The organism is Sphingobacterium sp. KH_072 (assembly GCF_057837975.1).
Window position 1 is genome coordinate 1,645,664 of the sequence record NZ_CM174457.1, and the last position, 26,554, is coordinate 1,672,217.

Annotated in this window: 20 protein-coding genes; 9 read left to right on the plus strand and 11 right to left on the minus strand. The window is 43.3% G+C overall.

The window, feature by feature from the left end:
• Positions 1–248 precede the first annotated feature (248 nt).
• A complete protein-coding gene (locus AC3IRT_RS07650) occupies positions 249–1,418 on the minus strand; it encodes a lycopene cyclase family protein (protein ID WP_489395803.1) in 1,170 nt (389 codons plus the stop codon).
• A gap of 68 nt (positions 1,419–1,486) precedes the next feature.
• Positions 1,487–1,942 (minus strand): hypothetical protein, encoded by a 456-nt coding sequence (locus AC3IRT_RS07655; protein ID WP_489395804.1) that lies wholly within the window; start codon positions 1,940–1,942, stop codon positions 1,487–1,489.
• A 141-nt stretch (positions 1,943–2,083) separates the two neighbouring features.
• Here AC3IRT_RS07655 and AC3IRT_RS07660 point away from each other — a divergent pair, with 141 nt between their 5' ends.
• Entirely contained in the window at positions 2,084–2,239 is a 156-nt protein-coding gene (locus AC3IRT_RS07660) for a YitT family protein (protein ID WP_489395805.1), read from the plus strand.
• 136 nt (positions 2,240–2,375) lie between these two features.
• Here AC3IRT_RS07660 and AC3IRT_RS07665 read toward each other — a convergent pair whose 3' ends face one another.
• Complete coding sequence (locus AC3IRT_RS07665) at positions 2,376–3,245, minus strand: DUF808 domain-containing protein (protein WP_489395806.1); 870 nt, start codon at positions 3,243–3,245, stop codon at positions 2,376–2,378.
• 63 nt (positions 3,246–3,308) lie between these two features.
• On the opposite strand from AC3IRT_RS07665, the gene AC3IRT_RS07670 reads away from it, so the two are divergent.
• Entirely contained in the window at positions 3,309–3,602 is a 294-nt protein-coding gene (locus AC3IRT_RS07670; RefSeq protein ID WP_489395807.1) for an Rdx family protein, read from the plus strand.
• A gap of 8 nt (positions 3,603–3,610) precedes the next feature.
• On the opposite strand, the gene AC3IRT_RS07675 is transcribed toward AC3IRT_RS07670, so the two are convergent.
• Positions 3,611–4,954 carry a neutral/alkaline non-lysosomal ceramidase N-terminal domain-containing protein gene (locus AC3IRT_RS07675; protein WP_489395808.1) on the minus strand — a complete coding sequence of 448 codons (1,344 nt, stop codon included), beginning with the start codon at positions 4,952–4,954 and terminating at the stop codon, positions 3,611–3,613.
• A 56-nt stretch (positions 4,955–5,010) separates the two neighbouring features.
• On the opposite strand from AC3IRT_RS07675, the gene AC3IRT_RS07680 reads away from it, so the two are divergent.
• Positions 5,011–5,610, plus strand: a complete 600-nt coding sequence (locus tag AC3IRT_RS07680) for an HPP family protein (protein ID WP_489395809.1) — start codon at positions 5,011–5,013, stop codon at positions 5,608–5,610.
• Between the two features lie 25 nt (positions 5,611–5,635).
• Here AC3IRT_RS07680 and AC3IRT_RS07685 read toward each other — a convergent pair whose 3' ends face one another.
• Positions 5,636–7,549, minus strand: coding sequence for an amidophosphoribosyltransferase (locus AC3IRT_RS07685; RefSeq protein ID WP_489395810.1), 1,914 nt, complete (start codon positions 7,547–7,549; stop codon positions 5,636–5,638).
• Between the two features lie 87 nt (positions 7,550–7,636).
• A complete protein-coding gene (locus AC3IRT_RS07690; RefSeq protein ID WP_489395811.1) occupies positions 7,637–8,140 on the minus strand; it encodes a lipocalin-like domain-containing protein in 504 nt (167 codons plus the stop codon).
• A 237-nt stretch (positions 8,141–8,377) separates the two neighbouring features.
• Here AC3IRT_RS07690 and AC3IRT_RS07695 point away from each other — a divergent pair, with 237 nt between their 5' ends.
• Positions 8,378–9,046, plus strand: coding sequence for a DUF4397 domain-containing protein (locus AC3IRT_RS07695; RefSeq protein WP_489395812.1), 669 nt, complete (start codon positions 8,378–8,380; stop codon positions 9,044–9,046).
• Between the two features lie 31 nt (positions 9,047–9,077).
• Here AC3IRT_RS07695 and AC3IRT_RS07700 read toward each other — a convergent pair whose 3' ends face one another.
• Positions 9,078–10,064, minus strand: a complete 987-nt coding sequence (locus AC3IRT_RS07700; protein WP_489395813.1) for a bile acid:sodium symporter family protein — start codon at positions 10,062–10,064, stop codon at positions 9,078–9,080.
• A gap of 158 nt (positions 10,065–10,222) precedes the next feature.
• Between AC3IRT_RS07700 and AC3IRT_RS07705 the strand changes: the two genes are divergently transcribed.
• Positions 10,223–11,368 (plus strand): pyridoxal phosphate-dependent aminotransferase, encoded by a 1,146-nt coding sequence (locus AC3IRT_RS07705; RefSeq protein WP_489395814.1) that lies wholly within the window; start codon positions 10,223–10,225, stop codon positions 11,366–11,368.
• Between the two features lie 355 nt (positions 11,369–11,723).
• Here AC3IRT_RS07705 and AC3IRT_RS07710 read toward each other — a convergent pair whose 3' ends face one another.
• On the minus strand, positions 11,724–13,334 hold the full coding sequence (locus AC3IRT_RS07710; protein ID WP_489395815.1) for a RagB/SusD family nutrient uptake outer membrane protein: 1,611 nt from the start codon (positions 13,332–13,334) through the stop codon (positions 11,724–11,726).
• A gap of 66 nt (positions 13,335–13,400) precedes the next feature.
• Positions 13,401–16,346 (minus strand): SusC/RagA family TonB-linked outer membrane protein, encoded by a 2,946-nt coding sequence (locus AC3IRT_RS07715; protein WP_489395816.1) that lies wholly within the window; start codon positions 16,344–16,346, stop codon positions 13,401–13,403.
• Positions 16,347–16,693: 347 nt separating this feature from the next.
• Between AC3IRT_RS07715 and AC3IRT_RS07720 the strand changes: the two genes are divergently transcribed.
• The 4 genes from AC3IRT_RS07720 to AC3IRT_RS07735 all read left to right on the plus strand — a co-directional run bounded on the left by AC3IRT_RS07720 (position 16,694) and on the right by AC3IRT_RS07735 (position 21,409).
• Positions 16,694–18,361 carry a ribulokinase gene (locus AC3IRT_RS07720; protein ID WP_489395817.1) on the plus strand — a complete coding sequence of 556 codons (1,668 nt, stop codon included), beginning with the start codon at positions 16,694–16,696 and terminating at the stop codon, positions 18,359–18,361.
• A gap of 5 nt (positions 18,362–18,366) precedes the next feature.
• On the plus strand, positions 18,367–19,068 hold the full coding sequence (locus tag AC3IRT_RS07725; protein ID WP_489395818.1) for an L-ribulose-5-phosphate 4-epimerase: 702 nt from the start codon (positions 18,367–18,369) through the stop codon (positions 19,066–19,068).
• A gap of 81 nt (positions 19,069–19,149) precedes the next feature.
• Positions 19,150–20,646 (plus strand): L-arabinose isomerase, encoded by a 1,497-nt coding sequence (gene araA, locus AC3IRT_RS07730; RefSeq protein ID WP_489395819.1) that lies wholly within the window; start codon positions 19,150–19,152, stop codon positions 20,644–20,646.
• 70 nt (positions 20,647–20,716) lie between these two features.
• Positions 20,717–21,409 (plus strand): NUDIX hydrolase, encoded by a 693-nt coding sequence (locus tag AC3IRT_RS07735; protein WP_489395820.1) that lies wholly within the window; start codon positions 20,717–20,719, stop codon positions 21,407–21,409.
• Positions 21,410–21,560: 151 nt separating this feature from the next.
• On the opposite strand, the gene AC3IRT_RS07740 is transcribed toward AC3IRT_RS07735, so the two are convergent.
• Both AC3IRT_RS07740 and AC3IRT_RS07745 read right to left on the minus strand, forming a co-directional pair.
• The gene (locus tag AC3IRT_RS07740; RefSeq protein WP_489395821.1) at positions 21,561–23,135 is read right to left on the minus strand and encodes a RagB/SusD family nutrient uptake outer membrane protein; all 1,575 of its coding nucleotides are present in this window, start codon (positions 23,133–23,135) and stop codon (positions 21,561–21,563) included.
• Between the two features lie 18 nt (positions 23,136–23,153).
• Entirely contained in the window at positions 23,154–26,396 is a 3,243-nt protein-coding gene (locus tag AC3IRT_RS07745; protein ID WP_489395822.1) for a SusC/RagA family TonB-linked outer membrane protein, read from the minus strand.
• Between the last annotated feature and the right edge of the window lie 158 nt (positions 26,397–26,554).

Below are 26,554 nucleotides of genomic sequence, written 5' to 3' on the forward strand. Positions count from 1 at the left end.
TATACGCTAAAGCCGCGAGCCATAATACCTGATTGCGTTTCTCTTGGCTGAAATTCTCTTGTTTGGCATCGCGTTTGGAATAGTCTTATCGTAAAACAATATCATTCACACACCAAAAAATAAAGGCTATGGATACTATCGAAACAAAAGCAGCAAAATTAGGGTTGGATAAAGGATATTACTTGTTGTTAATGGCTATTCTGCAAGAAGAAGCTGCGGAGGACATGGATTTTGCGGAAGCGAGCTAATTATCTTTTGATTATCATCAGACGCAGCGTGCGCAACATGCCTAAAACAAAAGGCCATTTGCGTAAGCTCATCATGATTCGAAGGTCATTCTGGAAATTGGACTGACCATCTAAAAATCGAAACACGTGCGAAGCACGTGCCTTGCGAAACAAATCGGAAAACAATGCATGCCCAGGGTAATTTCCTTGGGCTAATACATGCAGCAAAATCGCATCATAAAACTGTTCTTTATGCTGCGTTGGCAAATCGATATTTGGCCATTCCCGATTTTTAATCGATTGTAAAATGTTGGCTATTGTCCGCTTTACATTCGTAAAAGTATAACCCGTAGATCCGCGCGTATCCCCTCCTGCTGATCCTAAAAAGTATACCCGACGATCTCGTCGTGCAAAGTGGTGATCCGTCATCGGAATTACGCCATGCTCCTCTTCCAAAATTTCGTACTTCGTAACTTTGCAAACATCTCGCAAATAGACATCTAGCTTTTCAGCATATTCTGCCCGCGGGATTAATGTTTGTGAGAAGATAGTGTACTCCACGAAAATTTCATGCTGCGAAGCTGGTAATGCATAGACAAATGAGGTACCATGCTCTTGTGTGGTACGGTAATCCATAATGATGGCTTCATCGGCCTGCCAAAAGACCTGATCGGTGCTGATTTTCCAACCGGTGAAGTGTTGTAAAAAATAATGGCTATGTGGTTCTAACGTAGGTTTCTCATAGATCGTCTGAAAAATATATTCAGCCACATAATGGCCATTATCGCTATGAATTTCACAGCACGTATCGTTTTGTTCGACATGAAGCACCTGGCCTTCTATAATCGTGACGTTATCGTATTTACTGATTTCTGACAGTGCATCCTGCCGGTAGGCTGCCGCATCAAAACTGTAGTATGCATATTCATCCAACGCCAAAGGTATCTTACTTCCCGTATGCGAAATAACAGCCAAGTTACTCCATTTTAAGTGTTGGAATTCGGGCACAAGATCGGCGGTTGTTGACCAGAACGAGATCCGTTTATTCGGTGTGCTCGATAAGGAATCGCCAATTAGGAGAATAGATTTATCTTGCCACAGCTGCTGTTTTAGCCCTTCTAATAGCAAGGTAACTCCGGAGATGCCAGCTCCCAGAACGGCGATGTGATAATTCTTAGCGGATTGCTGCATTTCCCTAAAACGTTGAGTAGGATTAAAAGTTTGTAAGATTTACTATCAATAGGTCGGTCCGAATTGAACTAGGTGGATTTGAACAGATCATTGTACATCTTCAATAAGGCTGGAGATCTGATCTGCACTTTGTTTTCCAAAATGTAAGCCTTATCCTCCTCCATCTGCTCATAATAGTTTAGAAATTTTGGGCAGTTGCTTTGTACAGAGTAGCGCAGCATACGAATTTCTACATTACGTGGTGAGCTCTTCACGGCAGCCTCGAGGTTATCTTTACCTCGCTGAAACGTTTTCCATTTGCTGATGGGGCTTTTGGTGTGATTTGCCCAGATCGTCTGTGTTGCTCCCAAATAGGCTTTCTCCGTGGGAGATAGCTCCTTCTTATCCGATAAATCATCGATAAGACCTTTGCACAATTCGCTATTAGCTATTACTTTAGAGAATTTACTTCGAATTTCCTCCAGCGAATTAGCCCATAATAGCAGCGGAAAGAAAAGTAAGCATAACAAAGTGGGTCGAATCATAGTTGATGGAAACGCAGCCTGTGCTGCTTCTCAAACTTAGGGAATAGTTTCGAGATAGTGAAAGATAATAATATATTTGACCTTCAGGCCTATCACCCCAATAAATCTCAAAACTACAGCAACAATTGCTTTGGTTTATAGATGTTTGCTTCTCCCCCAATACAGGGATCATTATTGACCATTTTTGATGTTACTTTTCTAATACTTGGTGTATTATCGGCCAGCTTCGCGTTAAAAAGTTTTTTAGTGCCGAACCATTTTTTAGAAGGTGGCATTACAGGTATTTCCTTGCTCTAGTATGAGGTATCTATTTGGATTTTAGGGATACTTTTGGTTTTGTTGAATATCCCCTTCCTTGCGCTTTCTTTGGCCAAAGTAGGTCGATTTCCGTTGGCGAGACTCAGGGTGGAATCGTGAAGGAAATTGTGAAGCATTAATCCTTTCGAAAAGCGCCTACTACTTTTTTACCGAGGAATACAGCAAACAATGCTATTAAACCAGCTAACAAACCGATCAAAACTTCGGTTAACATGCTTGGCAAGTTGGGCAAGATACCGTGAAAGAAGTCTACATTGTGTACGAAGATGCCACCAGAAACTAAGATTAAAGCTACGGTACCAATAACGCCCAATGTTTTGATGACAATCGGCAACGCCTTCACCAGTAAATTTCCGATTTTCGCACGAAATCCTTTGTTGTCCGATTTTTTGATCAGGTGATAGCCAACATCGTCCATCCGTACGATGAGTGCTACGATACCATATACTCCTACAGTTGCCAAGAGTGCTACTACAGAGACGGTAACAATCTGAATGGTGGTGCTACGATCTAATACCGTACCCAAGGCAATAATTACAATTTCTACAGAAAGAATAAAATCAGTAGTAATAGCCGAACGAACTTTCGCCTTTTCCATGGCGGCCGCGTCTACATTTGCTTCAGCTACAACTTCGTGTCCGGTTTTCTGCCGATGCAATACGTATTCTACGATCTTTTCTACGCCTTCATACGCCAAGTAAAATCCACCCAAAACCAAAATGACTTGAATAGCAATCGGAAAGAACGCATTGAGCAATAAAGCCACTGGTACGATGATCAATTTATTGATAAAAGAACCCTTGGTAATCGCCCATAATACCGGGATTTCCCGATTAGCCAGAAAGCCGGTCGCTTTTTCAGCGTTTACCGCAAGATCGTCGCCCAAAATTCCCGCTGTTTTACGTGTTGCGATCTTACTAGTCACGGCGACATCGTCCATAAGAGCACCGATATCGTCTAATATTGCAAAAAAACCTGAAGCCATAGGTAGCATGTATTATGGGACTAAATGTAGGTAATATCTGGCAAAAAAATCTATCTTGTCGGTATGAAACCGACGATACAAATAGAATATTGTCCTAAATGTGGATGGATGCTTCGCGCCGCGTATATGGCACAAGAATTACTGACGACTTTCACTGACGATTTGCATGGTGTCACGCTTATTCCAAGTGCCATAAGTGGTAGATATCAGATACGGATTGATGAGCGTTTGATTTATGATCGTAAACGCGAAGGTGGTTTTCCCGAAATTAAAGCGCTCAAGCAATTGATCCGCGATGAGATTAACCCCGATAAATCATTAGGACACTCGGATAAGAAAGAAGATCATCAAAGCTGAAAAGCGTGTTATTGCGCAAGTTTATCGATGATATCTTTGGCTACTTGCGTAAAATAACCACCCGAATGAAAGCCATTCCACGACATAGTGGTCGTTTCGTACAGGTCCGTGTCGTACCATTTGTCTGGCGTGATGTAACCCACATACCCGCCATTGAAACTAGTAATCATGAGATGCAGACCGTGCTGCTGCGCATACTGATCTAATTCTGTCATGATCTCACCAGAAAAATCGGCCGGCATGCCCAACATTAAAACGTCGCCTATTTTTGTGATTTTGATATAGGTTGGATACGATCCAAAGAAAGTGCGAAACACCCAAGGACGTAAAGCATAACGTAAACTGATTCGTGCAGTTTGCTGTGGCATAGGTATTTCTATATAATCACTCACGATCTGATCAGCTAAAATGCTTTGTTGATCTTCTTCCCGAGCACGAATCCGTGAATACAGACCATGTGCCATGCCTTTGGCCCAAGCAATATCAGAATCGCCATCACTCAAGGCGCCCATGCTGCCCACCGCACCGGCCATAAATATGCCGAAATGCCCTTTCTCATTTTCAATAGAATCAAGCAACATGCCTGGATAATCGCGCGATAGTTGTAAAAATTTTCTATTTAACACCGTCGGGTGCGCGCCATAAGTTATCAATTGCGCTTGTGTGCTATCTGCTCGCTGAAAGGTTAAGTTACGCATCCACGGGTCGATCGATCCACCTGCTACAGGCAGTCGATTACGAATATTATCTGTATCCTCGATTTCATCATAAGAGATCTCTGCTGGGATTGCATCTGTCGTAGCGTTGACAATGGCTTCTCGGAATTGATTGGCTAATCTGCTTTCTGTGTCTTCATTGTATGCTCCAGCAAACAAACGGCCAGCGAGCTTCAATCCCCAACCGCCTTGCCCGTGGTGTGTATGTGTTGCGCTTAGATGCACATTGGATAATGAAATGCCATCTTTTTGAAGCAGTGCTTCCAAACGATCCGTAATGTTAGGCGGAATAATCAGCATATCGGCCGAGAGGAAATAAAGCGTGGTACTTGGATTTTGTACAGCGATCACCCGAACATAGAGTGAATCATGCACGGCTTCATAATGCTTGCCCCAGCGGTTGCCATAACCCGCCATTGGTGTTGATGCAGATGGTGTGATATTTACTTTTGCCCATCCTACTTGCATAGCACCGTCTTGTACCACAAATTCTTTTTGGCTAATAAACGCTTTCCATGCCTGATAATGTGTCGTTTGGTTGACCGGTGTACGATCGATCCGCTCTACCAATGCAACTAAGATTACGAATACCGAAACAAGGGTAATCAGGAATATTTTTAACGCTTTTTTTATCATAAAAGGACGTATTTGCTTCTCCAATGCGTAATTTCGAACAGCGAATCACAAGCAGCATGAAGAAAGGTATTAATAGGCATTTTAGGGTTTATCGCTACGTTTTCTACAAAGAAACCCTCGTTGATTTTAAGGAACAATTTTGGTCATTTCTCGGTGCATTTATTGGTATTGGAATCATTGCATTCTTGCAATCGTTTCAATTGCCTCACCTCGAAAGTATTTTTCTTATCGGCTCTTTTGGCGCCTCTAGTGTGTTGATCTACGGTGCTATTCAAAGTCCACTCGCACAGCCTCGCAATCTGGTCGGCGGACATGTTGTCTCTGCCTTAGTGGGTGTTACCGTGGGTAAACTATTCCCAGACATTATCTGGATCACCGCGCCGTTGGCTGTTTCATTTGCCATTGTGGCGATGCAATTTACACGTACATTGCATCCGCCGGGCGGAGCTACAGCGTTGATTGCGGTAGCGAGTGGTACAAAGATATCCAGTATGGGTTATTTGTATGTACTCAGTCCTGTGTTATCCGGCTCTATCATTCTTCTGGTAGTAGCGCTGATCTTTAACAACATCACTTCTAAACGACATTATCCGATAAAACGATCGCGACTAAGACGATCGCGTCGCCGACAAATCAAAAAACGCTTTCAACCCTAAAGTTGAAAGCGTTGCTATTTTTATCTTAGTTGCTACTAAAGTAAGCACGTACATTTTTACCTTCCATCCAGTTCATAAAGGCGCGATTCACGACTTTATTTCCGCCAGGTGTTGGATAATCTCCAGAGAAATACCAATCTCCCAAGTGATCCGGACAGGCAATATGCAAGTTTTCTAATGTTTGGAAAATCACTTCCACTTCTGCATTTAAGTGATGTGGCTTAATGATACGAGCGATCTCGTCTGATACTTCCTGCGCTTCGAAAGGTTCGTAAATGGCTTTCACGTAGTTATCTACTTCGTCTTTTGGTTTGCTTAATGAAGCCAGACATTTTTGGTACACATCTTCAATAATGTGTGCTAGGCCACGTTGCTTCAATAAGGAAATTGCTGCTTCGAAGGCAACAAACTCCCCCATTCTTGACATATCAATACCATAACAATCCGGATAACGAATCTGTGGCGCTGAAGACACAATCACGATCTTTTTCGGATTCAAACGATCCAAGATGGTTAAGATACTCTGTTTCAATGTTGTGCCGCGCACGATGGAGTCATCAATCGCAACAATGGTGTCTTCGTGATCGCGTACAATACCATACGTGGTATCGTAAACGTGCTGTACCATGTCTTGACGGTCGGCATCTTGCGTAATGAAGGTCCGAAGTTTTGCATCTTTCACATTCAACTTCTCAAAGCGAGGCTGAATGCTTAGCATATCGTCTAATTCTTCGTCAGAGATTTTATCGGCACGTTGTAGCAATACCTCCTTCTGGTGTCTGCGTACATATTCCTGCACTCCTTCCATCATACCATAATAAGACACTTCTGCCGTATTAGGGATGAAACTGAACACCGTATTCTTTATATCGTGCTGTACCGCATTCAATACTTGCGGACAAAGCAGTTTACCTAAAGCTTTACGCTCTTTATAGATATCGGCATCAGAACCACGAGAGAAATATATCCGCTCGAATGAACAAGACTTTTGAACTTCTGGTTCACGAAACATCTCCTGAGAAATCGTACCATCTTTTTTAGCAATCAGTGCATAGCCAGGTTTAATCTCCTGCACACTTCCCAATGGAATGTTGAATGCCGTCTGAATCACAGGACGTTCCGACGCTACCACCAATACTTCTTCGTCCTGATAATAGAATGCTGGACGAATACCTGCTGGATCGCGCATCACAAAGGCATCACCATGGCCAAATATACCGGCAATAGTGTATCCACCATCCCACGTCTTTGCCGAACGGGTCAAGATCTTAGAAACATCCAGATTTTTACCAATTTGCCCACTTATTTCGATATTCGAAAAACCGTCTCGCTTGGCCTGATCGAATAATTCTTGGTTTTCTTCATCTAAGAAATGACCGATTTTTTCTAGAACAGTAACCGTATCAGCCTGCTCTTTGGGGTGCTGACCTAGATCGTAAAGTTGCTGGAGTAGCTCATCTACGTTGGTCATGTTGAAGTTACCTGCTAAGACTAGATTTCGGGTCATCCAGTTGTTCTGCCGAAGAAAAGGATGGCAGCTCTCGATGCTGTTTTTACCGTGTGTACCGTAGCGCAGATGTCCCAACAGGACTTCTCCAGTAAAGCTCACATTGTCTTTCAGCCATTGTGGATCTTTCGATTGCTCGGGATAAGCTTTGTTTACTGCGGCAAATTTCTTCTGCACATATTCGAAAATATCTGCTACTGCGGTAGATCCCATTGCTCTATAACGTGAGATGTAACGGTTACCCGGTTTTACATCAAACTTAATCGTCGCTATTCCTGCTCCATCCTGACCTCTATTATGTTGTTTCTCCATCAAAAGATAGAGTTTGTTTATGCCATAATAGGGCGTTCCATACTTTTCTTGGTAGTAAGAGAGGGGTTTTAATAAGCGGATCATGGCAATTCCGCACTCGTGTTTTATTGCGTCACTCATAGTTCCTTTTAGAAGTGACAAAGGTACAGAATTATTGTACATAATTCTGCAAACAAAATGCGTAAAACGAAGGGAATAAAGTTGAGTCTAAAGAATGCTAATTTTACGGTTACTCCTATTAGCTAGGCGATCCTTGCGCTGGCTTAGATCTGGTTTGTCCATCCGTTGCCAAGTCATATAGCTGTTTACCATTTTTCCGTTTGACAAAATGGGTCTGGTAGATTTCAGGTACAAGATATCGGCTTCAAAAGTGACGTCACGTTCTACTGTTTTTCCAATCAGCGCTGGTGTGACAGACGTAATGACATCATGTATCACGGTGGCTTGCCTATTGTCGATATGATAAGATCCGCTGAAAACTAGAAAATTACGATAGTTGATATCGGAGTATTTGACACTATCTTCCAATAAAGATTCGTCTTTATCATCCGTTCCGGCAATTTGTACAGACATATACCCATCTGCGGAATAAATTAATATGCCGTTTGGGGTATTCCCAAGCGGGAAAAATGAATCAGCACCACTTGTTGATATCTCGATATAAGATAACAACTTCCATGCGCCTGTCAATTCATTTTTTATTGATGTCATATTTCGATGGCTTTATTAAATGGTCTATACACTAAGATAACGGAATTTAACATGAATTAGTTTACCCGTATACTGAAAATACTTTAAATGACTTCCGCATGATGTGCTGAACCAAGCACGATGATGCAATTAAGTTGCCAATAAAAATTTAAGTGCCGCTTTGTAGCAAATATCACGGGTAAAGCGTTCACTTAGACGTAGAAAAAAACAAAAAAGAGCATCTAAGTATACCCTAACATGAAAAAAACGATAAATTCTGTACTCATATTATCCTTTATTGTGCTATTTAATAGTTGTATGAAAGACAACGACGTACGGCAACCTTTTGCGGTATTGACCCTTGTTAACGCCTTCGCCGAAGAGCCACGCCTGACCTTTGCATTAGATCGTAACAATTTTCATACAGGCGATTATTCTACTGCCAGGAGCTACGATATTGCTATTGGCAACCGACAATTTTCATTTCGTGGTGCAGCGGCTCAGAACTTGGTAGACACAACTTTTCAGATCGAGCCATATACGTATTACTCGACATTTTCCTATGGTACGGCAGCTAACCCCAAAGTGATTCTTACGAAAGATTCAGTGTTGCAAAATCTAGGCGCTGGCGCAGCTGTACGCCTGCTTCATTTAGCCAATAATGTGGGTGTTGTACAAGTGTATCAAGGCGATCAAATTATCGAAGAGATTGCTCCACGTAACCAAGAAACGGTGCTTTCTGTCACGGAAAGTCAAATATTTGTACCAGTTACTGCTGGAAGCTATACCTATTCCGTGCGTGACCAATCGGGTAATGTATTGGCTACTTCGCAAAATATTGATTTAAGAGCAGGATTTCATAGAACATTGATCTTATTAGGTACGCAGGGAAATGCTGCCACTCCATTGCGTCTAGTATCTAATTAGTCGTTATCAAAATTCAGAAACCGATTCCATGCTACATCAACGGAGAATCGGTTTCTTCTACCTGTTTATGATAGCGCTGTGCAATGATCGTGACCACCAGAATCTGAAAAGCATGGAAAATCATAAGCGGCAAGAAGTACAATCCTGCAGAAGTACTGTTGATAAACAGAAATTTTCCGAAGACACTGCCATGCGTTAAGGATTTCTTCGAGCCGCAGAAAAGCGCGGTGATGCGATCTTCTCGATTAAATTTCAATGCTTTCTTATTAATCAGATCCACAATAAACCATATCGCAAAGAATAAACATACCGTAACGCCAAACACGGCTAGTAAATAGGTACTATCGATCGTATCAAAAATACCACTCACAAAAGATTCTGCAAAGCTGCTATAGACAATAAGCAAGATGACTGCTTTGTCGAAACTGGAAAGTGTTTTATTGTATCGGGCAGCCCAGGCGCCGAAATAACGTTGTAGCAACAAGCCTAATACAACAGGAAGAATAATCTCTTTGAACAGACCGAGATACACATCGCCTAATACTTCTACCTCGCCAAAATCCAAAAACAATTGCATCCACAGTGGCGTCACGATCACGCCGATAAGCCCCGAAATACTTGCATTAAAGATCGCTGCTGGAATATTGCCTTTGGCAATAGATACCATTACGACCGAAGATGAAACGGTAGATGGTAGTGCCGCCAAGAAAAAAAAGGATAGCCAAAATTGCTCTTGCAAGGCGGTCTGCACCAACGGACGAAAAGCCAGTACGAGCAATGGAAATAGCAGAAACGTGTAGCTCTGCACAGCCACATGTAGACGCCAATTTTGCAAGCCATCTTTGATTTTCTGAAAGCTCAATTTCAATCCGTAAAAGAAGAATATTAAGGCTACGCCTACCGAAGTTGCCGTTTTTACCAATTGTCCTTCTTGTATAAGCACCAGATTTGGAAATATATAAGCAATCAGGATCGCTAGAAATAGGAATAGTATAAAGGGGTCGAATTTTAATTTCATGTTGTTATTGCGTTGGACAACAAAGATAGTAATTATGACAAATTTGTAAGGAAGTCGGCACTATAGTGCAAACTATGTAATATATTTGTATTACCATGAGTACAACTTCATTTCTATCAGACAGGATAAACAATTTATCTGAGTCAGCAACCTTAAAAATGACCAAACTAGGTCGTGAATTAGCCTCACAGGGTATCAATGTGATCAGTCTTAGCGTGGGTGAACCGGACTTCAATACGCCGGAGCACGTGAAGGAAGCCGCAAAGAAGGCATTGGATGAAAACTTTACCCGTTATTCGCCCGTACCGGGCTATCCGGATCTTCGCCAAGCTATTGTTGATAAGCTGAAGAAGGAAAATAATTTGGATTATGATATCTCGCAGATTGTCGTTTCTACTGGTGCGAAGCAATCATTGTCTAATGTGATCCTAACCTTGATTAATCCGGGCGATGAGGTTATTATCCCTACGCCTTATTGGGTGTCTTATTCAGAAATGGTGACCTTGGCCGAAGGTAAATCTGTCTTTATTAATACCGAGATCGAATCTGATTTCAAGATTACGCCAGCACAATTGGAAGCTGCTATTACACCAAATAGCAAATTATTTATGTTCTCCTCCCCTTGTAACCCGACTGGTTCGGTATACAGTCAGGATGAATTGGCTGCATTGGCAAAAGTTTTTGAAAAATATCCGAATATCTTCATTATCTCGGATGAAATTTATGAGCATATCAATTTTGGTACTGCGCATGCTTCTATTGCACAGTTTGATGCCATCAAAGATCGCGTGATCTTGGTGAATGGCTTCTCGAAAGCTTTCGCAATGACTGGATGGCGTTTGGGATATATTGCCGCTAGCAAGGAAATTGCGGCAGCAAACGATAAATTGCAAGGACAAACCACCTCAGGAACGTGCTCAATCGCACAGCGCGCTGGTATTGTGGCTTACGAAAAAGGCTTGGATAGCGTGAACGATATGAAAGAAGCATTCGCTCGCCGTCGTCAGTTGGTATTCGATTTATTACAAGATATTCCAGGTGTGAAAACCAACCTACCAGAAGGTGCATTCTACTTCTTCCCAGAGATCAGTTCATTCTTCGGAAAGAAAGATGCGAACGGCAATTTGATTAAGAATTCTGCGGATCTTGCTTTGTATTTATTAAATGTAGGTCATGTAGCTACCGTCGGTGGGGATTCCTTTGGTAATGATAACTACATTCGTTTGTCTTACGCGGCATCTGATGATAACCTGCGCGAGGCATTGCGCCGCATCAAAGAAGCGCTTGGCAAATTGGTTGATTAATAAATCGATCCGCACTGCGGTGCTTTTTAGCATAGTATATATGATCAAGAGGCTGTCTCACATTAGTTGAGACAGCCTCTTGTGTTAAATTATATTTCTAAATATCTTTCGTAATAGATTTTATTGTTTTGTAGGGTATCAAGATTGGACAAAATTCAACCGTTTTTAGACTTGGGCTTTTTATCGTTAAGCCGCTTACTGTAATAATCCAATAGCTTGCTGATTGATGACCTCGTTTTCGGTGAGAAGTGGCGGATTTGGTAATCTTGTAATTTTTAAAAGAAAGAAATAACAAAAAAAGAGACCGTCATTTTAAGACGATCTCTTCAAGATAAACGTAACACACACTGTTATATTAATATCCGGGGTTTTGCTTTAAGTTTGGATTTTTGGTGATCTCCGCATTCGGAATTGGAAACAACGTTCTGCTTTGCGCGTTGGCATGTGGGCGATGACTAAACCACGATTTGGTTTGGAACACACCAAATCGGATAATATCCTGTCTTCTTCTAGCCTCTGCCGAGAATTCCCAACCAAGCTCATCCAAAAAGCGTCCGTATTGAATATCCGCTCCGCCATTCGTCGCGTTCACCGTACCATCTACTGCTTGCACTCCGTAGTTATAATTACTTCCTTGAAGGAGTTGCGCTCCGGTAACCGTAGCTTTCTCCGGATGATCGGCAAAGGCACGAGCACGAACTTGGCTAACCAACACGGCCGCTTCATCTCCTCTACCTAAGCGTAGCAAAGCTTCCGCTTGCATCATCAAAATATCAGCATAGCGAAACATGGGATAATCATTGTCCAAGTTATTAGTTGCACCTTGTTTTACTTTGTATTTCCCGATACGGTATCCCGCATTTGCTGGCGCAATCACGCCGTCGCCACCAATTCCAGGCACGCGATTCACGTAAGTAATTACCGGTAATCCAGTATTGGCATCTAATTGCTCTCCTTGAATCCACGTATCGTACAAACGCGTATCATCGGTATCGTAGCTATTAATAAACTGCGGCACAGCACAGTTGCCACCCCAAGGTCCGGCCGCCATGCCATACACCAAACGGCTCAACGGATCCAACGTTTTCATATGAATCTGATTGCCATGTCCGAATACCTCATCATAAGGCACAGCGAAAATAATCTCCGGCGAATTTTGATTGGTGGCAGAAAATACAGCGCTATACACATCATCCAATCTGTATTCGTTACTTGCGATAATCTCCGCGGTCTCCGTAATCACTTTATTCCATTGAGGAGTGCCCGTGTATACTTGCGCGTTCAAATAAATTTTAGCTAACAAAGATTTAGCTACCCATACATTTATTCTACCGTACATGCTGCGTACATCAGTAGATAGATTTGGAATGGCATCAGTCAATTCCTTCACGACAAAATCATAGACCTCTTGTCGTGTTTTTGGTTGCGGCAAGCTGGCATCACGATAATCGGTCACGATGGGCACATTGCCATGATTATCCAATAGTAAATAGTAAGCCATGGCGCGTGTGGCCTTCAACTCGGCGAGTGCACTCGGTACGATCGCCTCTGGTAAAGCCAGCGATCCGTCTTCGATCTGCATGATCACCATATTCACTTTGGTGACCGTGGCATACGCTTGATTCCAAGCATTATAAGGCTGCCATTGTTCCGTATTCCAAGTGTGTTGGTGCATGCGGCGATAGGTTCCGGCATCGTCCCATCCATTTGGTCGCACTGGCGTGATGATATGATCGGCACTTTCTTCTTGCAAGTCGAAATAGCCTTGCCAGCCAAACATCAAAGAACGAAAGGAAGCATAAGTTGGGGCTAATATGAATGGAAGATCACGTTCTGTTGGATTTACCGTATTCCCCAATACTTCAGAATATACCTGTTCATGCAGGTCGGTACATGAGGGCGATACGGCCATAGTGCTTAGTATCACTCCCCAAAGTGCAATTGATGAACTTTTAAACTTTTGCATAATGGTTATATTTTTCTTAAGCGTTTCCGCTTGATTTATATTTTAGTCTGCTTTAGATACGATTGCTTAAAATCGTACATTCAATCCTGCTGTGTACGTACGCGTAGTAGGATAACGATCACGGTGTTCGATACCCGGCGCAAATTGGAATTCTCCTTCGTAGCTAGTCGCCTCTGGATCCAAACCTTTGTAGCCTGTAATCGTGATTAGATTCAATCCCGAGACATAGATACGAAGTGACTTGATACCTTTGATCAGTTGTTTATTGAATGTGTATCCAATAGTTACGTTATCCAATTTTAGGAAATCACCATTTTCGATGTAGTGCGATACATATACCAAATCATTGTTCAACGTACGTCCGTATACTGGATCATACGCAGAGCGTAAGGCATTGTAAGCTGGATTTACCGGATTCTCATAATACAATCTGGACATGTTTAGAATCTGGTGACCAAATGATCCACGCCAGTTTAAGGTCATATCCAAGTTGCCATATTGAAAGGAGTTGTTCCAACCTAAGTTGAAGTCTGGAATACCATTGCCGTAATACTGACGGTCTTCGATCGTAGCATCCTGAATAGGAATAATCTCGCCTTCATTGTTCTCGACCAACCACTTACCTTCTTCGTCTACTCCTACTGTTTTATACACATAAAAGTCTCCGATGCTTCTACCTACTTGCACACGATGTGTGAATGTCTGAATAGGCTCGCCCGTATATCCGGTATCAAAAAACTCCTGCGTTACACCAAAACGATCGTTTGATAGGTTGCGCAATTTGTTTTTATTGCTCGAAAATACCACCGTAGTACGCCATTTAAAGCGTTCTTTGTTTACGGCATCCACATTCACCAAGGCTTCAAACCCGCTGTTGCTCATCTCGCCCGCGTTTAAGAACATCGACGAAGTAAGGTACGGAGGTACCGGCACTTGGAACATGTACAATAGATCTTTCACCTGACGGGAATAGTAATCTAATGAACCAGAAACGCGGTTGTTGAATAGACTAAAGTCAGCTCCTACGTTCAACTCGTTCTTTCTTTCCCAACGCAAATCCGGGTTGAAGTTACGCGCTGGTACAAATCCTGGCACCCAATTGCCATTGATGTAGGCACCTTCGGTCAATGTATAATTATAACTGATCTGCGAGTTGTAAGGCGAAGCGGCAATCGTTCCGGTGACACCGTAACCTGCGCGCCATTTCCATTGGTTGATCACTTTCTGATCGGCCATAAAATCCTCTTTGGCCATATCCCATCCGACTGAGACAGCTGGGAAATTTCCCCATTTGTTGTTTTCTCCAAACGTACTAGATCCTTCGCGACGGATACTGGCCATCAACAAATACTTCTCTTTGTAGCTGTAGTTTGCACGAGCGAAATAACCGATCAAAGTAGACTCCTGCTTGTAACTTGACATCGTAGCCAATCCGTTTTGCAAGGCCAATCCGGCTTGCAATTGGTTGTAGCTGTATTGGTCGGTCGGAAAATTGAAGTTGTACGCGTTGAAATTCTCGAATTGATTGCGTTGCCAGCTGTAACCGGCCAGCCCGATAATGCGATGGTCACCAAATTGCTTATTGTAGTTTGCAGTAAGTTCCATCAAATTTTCTACACCTGCTTGCGTCCAGCGCGAAGCCGTACCATTCAAGTTATTTTTGGTGGTATTGATATGATCAAACGACGTAGAAGTCCCGGTCAAATCATTGTCTTGCACACGGGAAAACAAGGCTTTAAAGCTTAAATCCGTTGTCGGACGATAATCTAATGATCCGTTCAAGCGAGTTTCGCGGTACATCCGATCATTGACCGATTCGTGAATCATTCCCAATGGATTATCATACATATACGCATTGCTTTCTTGCCATTTTCCCTGATCGTTGAAGATGCGATCCGTCGGGTTACGAATCATCGCTTGGCGCCACATATAATCCGAGCTTCCGCCCTGCTTTGAGGTGATGGTATTACTGATCACTTGCATACGGCTGCGCAATTTCCCGTCGAACATATCATGATTCAGATCAGCACGCACATTCAATCTTTCTTGTCCACTTTTCAGCAAGACACCATCCCAATCTCTGTAGTTTACTGAGCCCGTAAAATTGGTTCTGGAATTACCACCAAACAAAGTCAAATTGTGGTTATGGCTGAATGGATTTTGAGTCACCTCATCAATCCAGTTGGTGCTGTGACCTAAATCTTGATAAGGTTTACCTTCTGCGATTAGACGGCGGTAATCCTCGGCATTTAGCAAATCCGGAACGCGGAAAAGCGTCTGCAAACTTGCATAATTATTATAATCTATGCTGGTCCGACCATCAGTTGAGCGATTTTGCTTCGTAGTAATAAAGATAACACCGCCGGTAGCGCGTGTACCATAGATTGCTGCGGCTGAACCATCTTTCATCACGTCGACCGATTCGATATCTTCTGGTGCGACCGAATTAAATTCTCCCGGTACACCATCGATAATGACTAATGGATTAACCGCGCCTTGAATCGAATTCAGACCACGTAAATTGATTTGTGTGTTGCCATTTGGATTACCACTCGGTGTGGTGATCCGCAAACCAGCCACTTTTCCCTGAATCAATTGTCCGGCATCGATCACTGCTCCTTGATTAAAGCTTTCAGACTTCACGCTGGCGACCGACCCAGTCGTTTCGCCCTTGCGCTGCGTGCCGTAACCTACGACAACAACTTGCTCTAATTCTTCCGAAGAAGTTTGTAAGCGTACCGTCAAGGTGGTTTGTTCGGTCAATGTTTGTGTAAACTCAACGTGTCCGACGGAGTTTACGGTCATTCGAGCTCCAGCCGTATAGCGCAGCGAAAACTGGCCGTCTCGATTGCTGGAAATTTTTTCAGGTGAATTGCTTAATGAGATGGTGGCGCCTTGCACTGGATTTCCAGCTTCGTCAACGACCTGCCCCGTGAGCGCTTTTTGCTCTTGGCCGTACACCAATCCTATATTAAGCAACAGTAGAAAAAGTACATAATGGAATCTATTCATAATTCGAGTATTTTAATAGTTATTGCTGTTGGGCAAGTTAGGATGTATAATTAGGATGCTTCACGCTGATATTACCCTATACTATTCGGATTTTAACGCGTAGATACATTCTTGCTCTAAGCACCTGTCGCTTGATATAAAAAGCAATCCGACAATACGCTACGAGAAATAAATTCTCCACTTAATGATAATTTAACATTGAATTATGAGTGCATATATACGCTACATTACCTGTGTAAAGGGTTAAGTCGGCGAACGGAAGAACGCATAAATGATCATTTCAAAAAAATAATCTATTTTTAATTGTCAGTTTGACAATATTTTATAATATTTGAGCAAATCGAATTATGATGCTTACAAAATATGTTATTGGAGTCGACTTTGGTACCGACTCTGTTCGCGCCGTACTAGCCAATACGTCAGATGGTAAGGAGATGGCCACCGCTGTCTTTGAATATCCACGCTGGAAACAAGGATTGTACTGCGATGCCAAGAAAAGTCAGTTCAGACAACACCCTTTAGATTATATAGAAGGACTGGAATCGGTGATTCGCGCATGTGTACAACAAAGTGGCCCAGAAATAGCTAGTCAGGTAGTAGGAATTTCAGTGGATACCACGGGCTCTACTCCCATCGCCGTAAATGACGCGGGAACGCCTTTGGCTTTGTTACCTGAATTTGCAGAAAATCCAAACGCCATGTTTGTATTATGGAAAGATCATACTTCTATTCAGGAAGCAGCTGCCATCAACGAACATGCGAAACAATTTGATATCGATTACTTACAATATGTGGGTGGGATTTACTCCTCCGAATGGTTTTGGTCCAAATTGTTGCACATTTTCCGCGAGGATAGCCAAGTGCGCAACGCTACGCAATCATGGGTAGAGCATTGTGACTGGATTCCGTTCTTATTATGCGGTGGCAATAACGTAACTGATATCAAACGTGGTGTATGCTCGGCCGGACACAAATCATTGTGGGCGGCAGAGTTTGGTGGATTTCCGCCAAATGAATTTTTCTCTTCACTAGATCCATTATTAGATGGCTTCACGCAAAAATTACCGGCAGAAACCTACACCGCCAATCAAGCAGCAGGAAAACTAAGTGCTGATTGGGCAACGAAGTTGGGCTTATCTTCCGATGTATTTGTCGGTATCGGCGCGTTTGATTGCCATATGGGCGCCGTAGGCGGACAAATCGAACCTTATTATTTGAGCAAAATCATTGGTACATCGACTTGCGATATTTTGGTTGCTCCAAAACAGGAGATGACCGACAAATTAGTACAAGGGATTTGTGGACAGGTTGATGGCTCGGTGATTCCGGGTATGACCGGCTTGGAAGCCGGTCAATCTGCCTTTGGTGATGCTTATGCTTGGTTTAAGAAATTACTGGCTTGGCCTTTAAAGCACATCGGTGCAGATAGTGGTTTATTAACTGCGGAGCAGATCGAACAATTGGAAAACCAAATATTAACGGTGTTGAGTCAGAAAGCAGCTGAAATCATTCCAACCGTGGAAGATGAATTGGCGTTAGATTGGTTTAATGGCCGCCGAACGCCAGATGCCAACCAAGCCTTACAAGGCGCATTTGCACACTTGGATCTCGCATCTGATGCGCCACATATTTTTCGGTCATTGGTAGAAGCAACGGCTTTCGGTGCGAAACGGATCGTAGATCGATTCGTAGAACAAGGCATCCCGGTTAAAGGTATTATCGCACTTGGCGGTATTCCGCGTAAATCTCCTTTTATCATGCAAATGATGGCCGATGTAATCGGCATGCCGATTCGTGTGCACCAATCGGAACAAACCTGTGCTATTGGTGCGGCGATGTTTGCAGCGACGGTTGCTGGTGTTTTCCCACGCGTGGAAGATGCGATGCAGCAAATGGGACAAGGATTTGATATGGAATATTCACCAGACCCTTCACGTGCCGATGTATATGCCAATCGCTATGCACAATATATTGCTTTAGGCAATTTCACAGAGCAACGACTCATTAAAAACTAAACGATATGAGTACAAAATACAACCGTATCAAAGAGGAAGCCTACGCCGCCAATATGCGCTTGCCAGAATTGGGCTTGGTGCTATTCACATTTGGAAATGCCAGCGTGGCAGATCACGATCAAAGGGTTTTTGCAATCAAACCCAGTGGTGTAGATTATCCGCAATTGCGACCTGATGACATGGTCATTGTTGATTTTGACGGAAATACCATATCGGGAGATTTAAGACCTTCATCAGACACGAAAACACATGCGGTGTTGTACAAGCATTGGCCAAAAATTGGTGGTATCGTACACACGCATTCGCAGTATGCAACGGCTTGGGCACAAAGTCAACGTGATATTCCACTGTATGGAACCACGCATGCCGATCACCTTACTACGGATATTCCCTGTGCACCGCCGATGGAAGACGCCATGATTGCTGGTAATTACGAATACGAAACAGGCTTTCAGATCTTGAATCACTTTGAGCAGTTGGGATTGGATTACGAAGAGGTAGAAATGATTCTGGTGGCCAACCACGCTCCTTTTACTTGGGGAAAAACGGGCGCTAAAGCGGTCTACAACAGCGCGGTGTTAGAATACGTAGCAAAGATGGCCTTATTCACCGAGCAAATACAACCCAATGCTGCGCGCATGAAAGATGCATTGATCAAGAAACATTATGAGCGTAAGCATGGTGCTGGCTCTTATTATGGACAGTAATTAGTATTGAGATATTAGATGTGAGTAGTGGGTAGTGGGATATTAGATTTAAAATTAACCTTATAAATATAAATACGATATATGATCAACTTAAATGAATTGGAAGTATGGTTTGTAACCGGCAGCCAAAGTCTATACGGAGAAGAAACTTTGAAGCTGGCGGCGGCTCATGCGGAGGAAATCGCAAAACACTTGGATGAGACGGAGCAGATCCCGGTACGCGTGGTATTCAAACCCATCGTCAAATCATCAGAAGAAATCTATGAAACTATTGCGGCAGCAAACTATGCTGACAATTGTGTGGGTATTATTGCTTGGATGCACACCTTTTCACCAGCAAAAATGTGGATTCGCGGACTGAAGATTTTGAACAAACCTTTATTGCATTTGCATACACAATACAACCGCGATATTCCTTGGTCTACGATCGATATGGATTTTATGAATCTAAATCAAAGTGCACACGGAGATCGGGAGTTTGGTCATATCGTATCTAAATTAGGCATCTCACGCAAGGTAGTGACAGGCTATTGGAAGGATGAAGAGGTGATTCAACAAATTAACGTATGGTCGCGCGCAGCATCGGCTTGGAATGACTGGCAGGGAGCAAAATTTGCGCGATTCGGCGACAATATGCGTTTTGTAGCGGTAACCGACGGCGATAAGGTATCCGCAGAAGCACAGTTTGGCTTCTCGGTAAACACGTATGCGGTTGGAGATTTAGTCGCCAAAATCAATGCCGTAAGCGATGCGCAAATCGATCACCTGATCACAGAATACGAAAGCAGTTACCACATGGCAGCCGATGTGAAAGTCGGTGGGGCGAATTACGCAAACGTACGCGACGCAGCACAGATCGAAATCGGATTACAACAATTTTTGGAGGAAGGCGATTTCAAAGGTTTCTCCAACACGTTTGAAGATTTGCACGGTATGAAACAGCTGCCAGGTATTGCGACACAACGTCTGATGGAAGCTGGATTTGGCTATGCTGGTGAAGGCGATTGGAAAACCGCTGCACTGGTTCGTGCTGCCAAGGTAATGTCTTTTGGTATGGAAGGCGGAAGTGCTTTTATGGAAGATTATACGTACCACTTAGATCCTAATAACTCGATGGTTTTAGGGGCGCATATGTTAGAAGTAGATCCAGTTTTAGCAGCCGATAAACCAAGTTTAGAAGTACATCCACTGGGTATTGGTGGCAAAGAAGATCCTGCGCGTTTGGTTTTCAATGCCAAAGGTGGCGACGCATTAAACGCTAGCTTGGTCGATATGGGTGATCGCTTCCGTTTGGTCGTGAACACGGTCGAAGCGAAAGAATTTGATCAGGATCTACCGAAATTGCCGGTTGCACGCGTATTGTGGGAACCAAAACCAGATATGAAAACGGGTTGTTCGGCTTGGATTTATGCTGGCGGTGCGCACCACACAGTATACAGCCAAAATTTAACATCAGACTATTTTTATGATTTTGCCAAGATTGCCAATATCGAATGTGTGATCATCGATGAGGATACCAACTTGAAATCTTTTGAAAAAGAGTTGCTTTGGGGCGAGCTGGCATACAAGCTAAAATAGTACAAAATCAGTCATTTATTTGTGGACGTCTGATTTTCTAAGCACATTTGCTGTTAAATTATGAAATTGTATGAGTGCGTATAATGAACATTCTCGCTTGCTGCTAGCAGTAGATTGTATTATTTTCGGTTTTGATGGCCGATCCCTAAAGCTATTGATCATAGAACGTGGGATGATGCCTGAAAAAGGAAAATGGAGTCTGATGGGCGGTTTTGTTCAAGAAAACGAGAACACCAATGATGCCGCTTCCCGTATTTTGACGCACTTAACAGGGTTGAAAGACATTTATATGGAGCAGTTTCAGGTGTTTGGCGAACCGGGACGCGATCCCCTTGCTCGCACCGTGAGCGTGGCTTATTATGCACTGATCGACATTGGACAGTACGAAAATCAGTTAAGCAAAGACTATAAAGCGGAGTGGGTATCTTTGGATCGCGTGCCCGCTTTAATATTTGATCACGATGAGATGGTAAAAACCGCTAAAGAGCATTTGCGCTACAAAGCGGCTTTACATCCTATCTTGTTTGAGCTGCTACCAGAGCGATTTACGATCCCACAGATTGCTTCGCTTTTTGAGCAGGTGTATAATGTGGAGTTGGACAGACCCAATTTTATGCGAAAACTGAGATCAACTGGATTGCTCGTGAAACAGTCGGATAAAGATAAAGATGGCTCCAAACGAGGTGCACATTATTATGTGCTGAATAGGGATATGTACAAGGAGAAAGTTTCGTCTTTCCTTCATTTCATCACGCAGCTGTAGGGTTTTAAAAATTATGTAGTTGAGAGAGTTAATAAATTAGATTGCCACAGCCTCATGCCTAGGCTTCGCCAAAATTTACTAAACTATATAAACAAAGAGAGCCTCCAAAAATTTGGAGGCTCTCTTCATTGCTTTAAATCGCTAGGTTGATTTACCAACCGTTGTTTTGCGTAAGCAGCTTATTTAAGTTTAGCTCATTTGCTGGGATCGGCCATAGGTAATCGCGACCAGCATTGAATGTACGACGCTCTACGGTGATGTAATTGTTAAAGTCACCACGTGTCGCATCGAAATTATTGAATATCCCTTGCGCTACGCCTTGCATCACTGTTTCGGCGATCTCCCAACGACGAATATCGAACAAGCGGTTATCTTCCACTGGAAATTCTACATGGCGTTCCCGACGTACTAGGGCACGTAATGATTGTTGATCTGGATGCGTAACCGCCGTAGCCGCTACCATATTGACGCCATTACGTTGACGCACCTGATTGATTGCAGTATAAACCGAAGGATCAATCTGTCCGGCCTCGATCTTTGCTTCCGCATAGGTCAACAACACTTCCGCGTAGCGAAGAATCATCACATCTGCTCCGGCACTACGATCCCACTCGCCCGAAATATTGGCAGGCACCGCTTTTTTGTAATAATATCCCGAAAAAGAAGCGTTGGATTTACCCAAGGCATCTGGTGAATTTGGATTCGTCACATCAATCGTAACACCATTAACAACTGTACCCGGCGTAACAATGGTCAAGGCCAAACGTGGATCTCTATTCGCAAATGGTGTTGCTGGATCGTACAAAGGCGATTCGTCGATGGTTAGTCCGTCGACACACTCATACGAATCTACCAAAGAGCGTAGCGGAACAATTTGTCCCCAGCCTGCTAAACTCGGCCCACCGATCCAGGTGGCATTGGGATTGGTATACAAATTTTCTAAATAGCGTGCAGAAAGAATAATCTCGGTACTATTTTCATTGGTCCCATTGAACAGGCTTAGGTAATTGTTGTCGATCGTGTACACACCTAAATCCATTACTTGTTCCGCTGCTTCGGCCGCTTCTGCCCATTGCTCATTGTACAATAAAGTACGCGCTTTCAGCGCCAATGCTGCACCGCGCGTCGCTCTACCCTGTTTAGCAGTTTCGCGCGTCGTTGGTAAGCTTTCCGCAATCTCCGTCAGCTCGTTCACTACGAAAGCGACAATCTCGTTCTTCGGTGTTTTGGCCACTTGAAAATCTTCTGGAGTTGGTGTGGTCGTATACAAAACCACGTCGCCATACAATCCAGCGAGTTGCTGATAGGCAAAAGCGCGTAAGAAACGAGCTTCGCCTGTTAGCTCTGCTTTTACTGCGGCATCCATATTCGGCACCCTGTCAATATTGTCCAATACATCATTTGCCTTAGCAATCATCTGATACATGTAACGCCAATTTTTCAGAAAGACGTCGGTATTTGGCGTAGCACTACCATTGGCAGCAAACTGAATATCGACTGGCCAATTGCTCCAAGAATAACTGTCGTCTGTGGCGCAAGACATGAAAAAGCGTTCATCTGAACCCAGAAAACGGTATATATCATTTACCGTACGTTCGGCATCTGCTGTGGTCGCCCAATAAGTGGTATTTCCCAAAGAATCCAATGGCTGCTTATCTAAGGTCTTTTCGCAAGACATCATGAGGAGCAAACCAGCCAAGGTATAGGTTATATTTTTTCTAATCATGTTGATTCGATTCTACAATTAAAAATTAGCATTAAGTCCAAACGAAATAGTACGCACCTGCGGATAGTATCGGTTGTCGTTTGGCGACTCTGGATCTAAATCATTTGGAAGTGACGTAAGAGTGAATAAGTTTTGCGCGCCAGCAAAGACACGGAGATTACGGATGAATGAATCACCGATCACGCTCTTAGGTAGTTTATAACCTAACGTAACGTTCTTTAGACGTAGGTATGCACCGCTTTGCACCCAAAACTGAGATGGCTGATAGTTGGTCGCATATGGCGTTAGACGGGGATAATCAGAACCCATGTTTTCTGGCGTCCAAGCATCTAACCAATTCGAACGGAAATTACCATCTTGATTGATTGGCGCTCTTTCTAAGTTTAAGGTATTGATATCTACTTTGGCCACACCCTGGAAGAATGCACTGAAATCGAATCCTTTATAATTAGCACCTAAAGTAAGACCATAGTTAAGACGTGGAATATTACTTCCCAAGTAAGTAAAGTCATTGGTATTGTCAAAAACGCCATCGCCATTAATGTCACGATAGATTAAATCACCCGGACCAACTTGTCCAGATAAGGTAGTAGAATTCGCAACTTGCGCATCATTTTGATAAATTCCGTCTACCAAGTAACCGTAATAACTTAGAATCGGACGCCCAACATAGTTACCTAGGTTGAGACCATTATTATCTGTGGAGTTGAAATCCGTTCCTTTCAAATCAAGAATTTCATTTTTCACGTCAGAAAGGTTTAACGCTACATTGAAGCGAAAATCTTCGTTCACTGGATGATTGTAATTCATAGTCAGTTCCCAACCTCTGTTGCGTACCGAAGCCGCATTTTGGAAACTCGCTTCCAATCCTACTGCTTCCGGAATAGGTAGTTGCAATAAGATATCGTTCGTTTGCTTATCGAAGACATCTAAGGTTACATTCAAGCGATTAAATAGCGTAAAATCCAAACCGATGTTAGCAATGTCTGTCGTTTCCCAAGTAAGTCCTGAGTTTGGATAAATCTGCAAGCCCGTACTTGGGTTGAGGATACCGCCAAAAGGGTAACTGCGTAAGATGTAATTCGACTGATATGGATAATCGCCGATCGCATCATTACCCAAACGACCATACGATCCACGGATTTTCAGATCCTGAATGAAGGTCACATCTTGCATAAAGGCTTCTTCAGAAACGCGCCAGCCTACGGATGCAGATGGGAACCAGCCCCAACGTTGTCCTTGTGAGAAACGAGATGAACCATCACGACGGATATTGGCTTCTACTAAGTACTTACCTTTGTACGCATAATTCAATCTTCCGAAGAAAGACACCAAGTTGTACTCACGGGCAGTACCTCTCGTTAGCTGCGTCGCTTCTGAACCGGCGTCGATCTCCGTCAAATTATTATTGGGCATGTCAAAGCGCGTACCCAACAAATCGTCGGTGCGTTGCCCTAGATAAGATGCACCACCTAATACTTTAAAATCATGATCATTAATCACTTTCGTGTACTCCGCCAAACCTTGGTAATTTTGGTTTATGTAACCGATTGCATTCTTCGTGATTTGATCACGGCCAATCGGCGATGAAGCGTTGGAATAATTGAAACGTTTCGTGTGATTGGTGAGGTATTGGTTCTGGAAATTGTTGGAAGCCACCGCACTCAACGTCAATCCTTCCACCGGTAAATAGTTTAACCGAAAATTGGTGGTAAACAAACGGTCGTTGTTCGAAAATATGCCGCCCTCTTCCTGCAAACGCAATACATTGTGCTCTCCACGGAGCGCACGCCAGTTACCATTCTCATCTTTAGCAGATTCTAAAGGATTGATCTTGGATGCTTGACCAAACTGGAACCAAGCCGAACCGTCTGATGCCTGTGGTTCATCTGTACCAGATAAACGACCGGAGATATCCGCGTTGAAATTCAACTTATCGGAGATTTTGAAATCGGTATTCAACCGTACCGTTAGCCGATTGAAGTCCATATTGCGTACCAAACCTGCCTGATCAAAGTAGTTGGCCGAAAAACGGTATTTATTCTTTTCATTGCCACCAGCTAATGACATACTGTGCTTTTGTTGAAAGCCCGAACCTGTCAGAATATCGCCGTACCAGTAGTTGTCTGGAAATTGATTTGGATCGCGATTCGGATCATTATAAGCATTGATACGATCTTGGTTGTACACCGCATTATTACCTACATTGGTATTCAACTGGTTTACTAACCGCATAAAATCTTGCGCACCAACGTAGTCTGGTGTGCGAATCGCCTCTTGCCAACCAAAATAGTTGCCATACGTTACTTGCGTACCGCCTTGTGCGCCGCGTTTGGTCGTTACCAAGATAACGCCATTCGCTGCGCGAACACCGTAAATGGATGCAGCTGCTGCATCTTTCAATACCGAAATACTCTCGATGTCACTCGCATCAATATCGTTCAAACTGATGGAATTATCATAGCGAATACCATCTACTAGAATTAAAGGACTACTTGTATTCAGCGTACCTACACCCCGGATATTCAACGTTCCTTGATCGCGACCTGGTTGTCCACTGCCGTTCGTGACTGTTAAACCTGCAGATAGTCCTTGTAAGGCCTGCGTAGATTGACCCACGACCTGACGGTCGATATCTTCTGCTTTCACCGTAGAAACCGAACCTGTCAAGTTCACTTTGCGTTGTGTACCATAACCGACTACGACAATCTCGTCCAATCCTTCGGCAGCAACCTCGAGCGTAGTTTGGATCGTTTGCTGTCCGGTGTAGCGCACTTCTGCACCTTGAAATCCGATGTAAGAGAACGTCAAGGTTTCCCCGTTGGTTACTTCCAACGTGTAACCACCATTCTGATCGGTCGATGCACCACGATCGGTACCTTTGATACGCACGCTAACGCCGACTAAGGCATTGCCTTCGGCATCTTTCACCTCGCCAGAAACGCGTTGCTGAGCCGCCGGATTGTTAATCACGATTAAGTTGCTCTCCTTTTCTGTGAAGGAAATTCCTTTGGCGCCCAATACTTTTTGGAGCACCGAGGTGACAGATTCGTCTTTAGCATTGACATTAACCGTTCCTTTGCTGGCTAAGACCTCCTGATTAAAGACAAAGCGATAGTCTGTCTTCGTTTCTACAATTTGCAAAAACTCTGTAATAGATATCGCCCGACGTTGCAGGGTGATCTTGTCTTGCGCCTGCACCTTGGCATAACTTTGCAAGTGCAGAAGCACCATAAAAAGCACAATCAATTGCTTAGTCATGAACTTTTGGCGAAGCCCATGCCTTCTGATAGCACCACTTGGGTGTTGAAAAAAAATCATAAATTTAATACGAATTGGATAAAGGCCAGCATCGGCAAATGCTGACCCGATTCTTGTTTGTTTTATTATACGCGATGGAAGCTGCCTAGCAGCTTTCA

Excerpts from the sequence above, each read along its gene's own strand:
- AC3IRT_RS07650 (WP_489395803.1), bottom strand. The coding sequence starts at position 1,418 with ATGCAGCAATCCGCTAAGAATTATCACATCGCCGTTCTGGGAGCTGGC.
- AC3IRT_RS07695 (WP_489395812.1), top strand. The coding sequence starts at position 8,378 with ATGAAAAAAACGATAAATTCTGTACTCATATTATCCTTTATTGTGCTA.
- AC3IRT_RS07665 (WP_489395806.1), bottom strand. The coding sequence starts at position 3,245 with ATGGCTTCAGGTTTTTTTGCAATATTAGACGATATCGGTGCTCTTATG.
- AC3IRT_RS07745 (WP_489395822.1), bottom strand. The coding sequence starts at position 26,396 with ATGACTAAGCAATTGATTGTGCTTTTTATGGTGCTTCTGCACTTGCAA.
- AC3IRT_RS07705 (WP_489395814.1), top strand. The coding sequence starts at position 10,223 with ATGACCAAACTAGGTCGTGAATTAGCCTCACAGGGTATCAATGTGATC.
- AC3IRT_RS07680 (WP_489395809.1), top strand. The coding sequence starts at position 5,011 with ATGAAGAAAGGTATTAATAGGCATTTTAGGGTTTATCGCTACGTTTTC.
- AC3IRT_RS07685 (WP_489395810.1), bottom strand. The coding sequence starts at position 7,549 with ATGAGTGACGCAATAAAACACGAGTGCGGAATTGCCATGATCCGCTTA.
- AC3IRT_RS07740 (WP_489395821.1), bottom strand. The coding sequence starts at position 23,135 with ATGATTAGAAAAAATATAACCTATACCTTGGCTGGTTTGCTCCTCATG.
- AC3IRT_RS07735 (WP_489395820.1), top strand. The coding sequence starts at position 20,717 with ATGAGTGCGTATAATGAACATTCTCGCTTGCTGCTAGCAGTAGATTGT.
- AC3IRT_RS07690 (WP_489395811.1), bottom strand. The coding sequence starts at position 8,140 with ATGACATCAATAAAAAATGAATTGACAGGCGCATGGAAGTTGTTATCT.
- araA (WP_489395819.1), top strand. The coding sequence starts at position 19,150 with ATGATCAACTTAAATGAATTGGAAGTATGGTTTGTAACCGGCAGCCAA.
- AC3IRT_RS07710 (WP_489395815.1), bottom strand. The coding sequence starts at position 13,334 with ATGCAAAAGTTTAAAAGTTCATCAATTGCACTTTGGGGAGTGATACTA.
- AC3IRT_RS07715 (WP_489395816.1), bottom strand. The coding sequence starts at position 16,346 with ATGAATAGATTCCATTATGTACTTTTTCTACTGTTGCTTAATATAGGA.
- AC3IRT_RS07725 (WP_489395818.1), top strand. The coding sequence starts at position 18,367 with ATGAGTACAAAATACAACCGTATCAAAGAGGAAGCCTACGCCGCCAAT.
- AC3IRT_RS07720 (WP_489395817.1), top strand. The coding sequence starts at position 16,694 with ATGATGCTTACAAAATATGTTATTGGAGTCGACTTTGGTACCGACTCT.
- AC3IRT_RS07660 (WP_489395805.1), top strand. The coding sequence starts at position 2,084 with ATGTTTGCTTCTCCCCCAATACAGGGATCATTATTGACCATTTTTGAT.
- AC3IRT_RS07700 (WP_489395813.1), bottom strand. The coding sequence starts at position 10,064 with ATGAAATTAAAATTCGACCCCTTTATACTATTCCTATTTCTAGCGATC.
- AC3IRT_RS07675 (WP_489395808.1), bottom strand. The coding sequence starts at position 4,954 with ATGATAAAAAAAGCGTTAAAAATATTCCTGATTACCCTTGTTTCGGTA.
- AC3IRT_RS07655 (WP_489395804.1), bottom strand. The coding sequence starts at position 1,942 with ATGATTCGACCCACTTTGTTATGCTTACTTTTCTTTCCGCTGCTATTA.
- AC3IRT_RS07670 (WP_489395807.1), top strand. The coding sequence starts at position 3,309 with ATGAAACCGACGATACAAATAGAATATTGTCCTAAATGTGGATGGATG.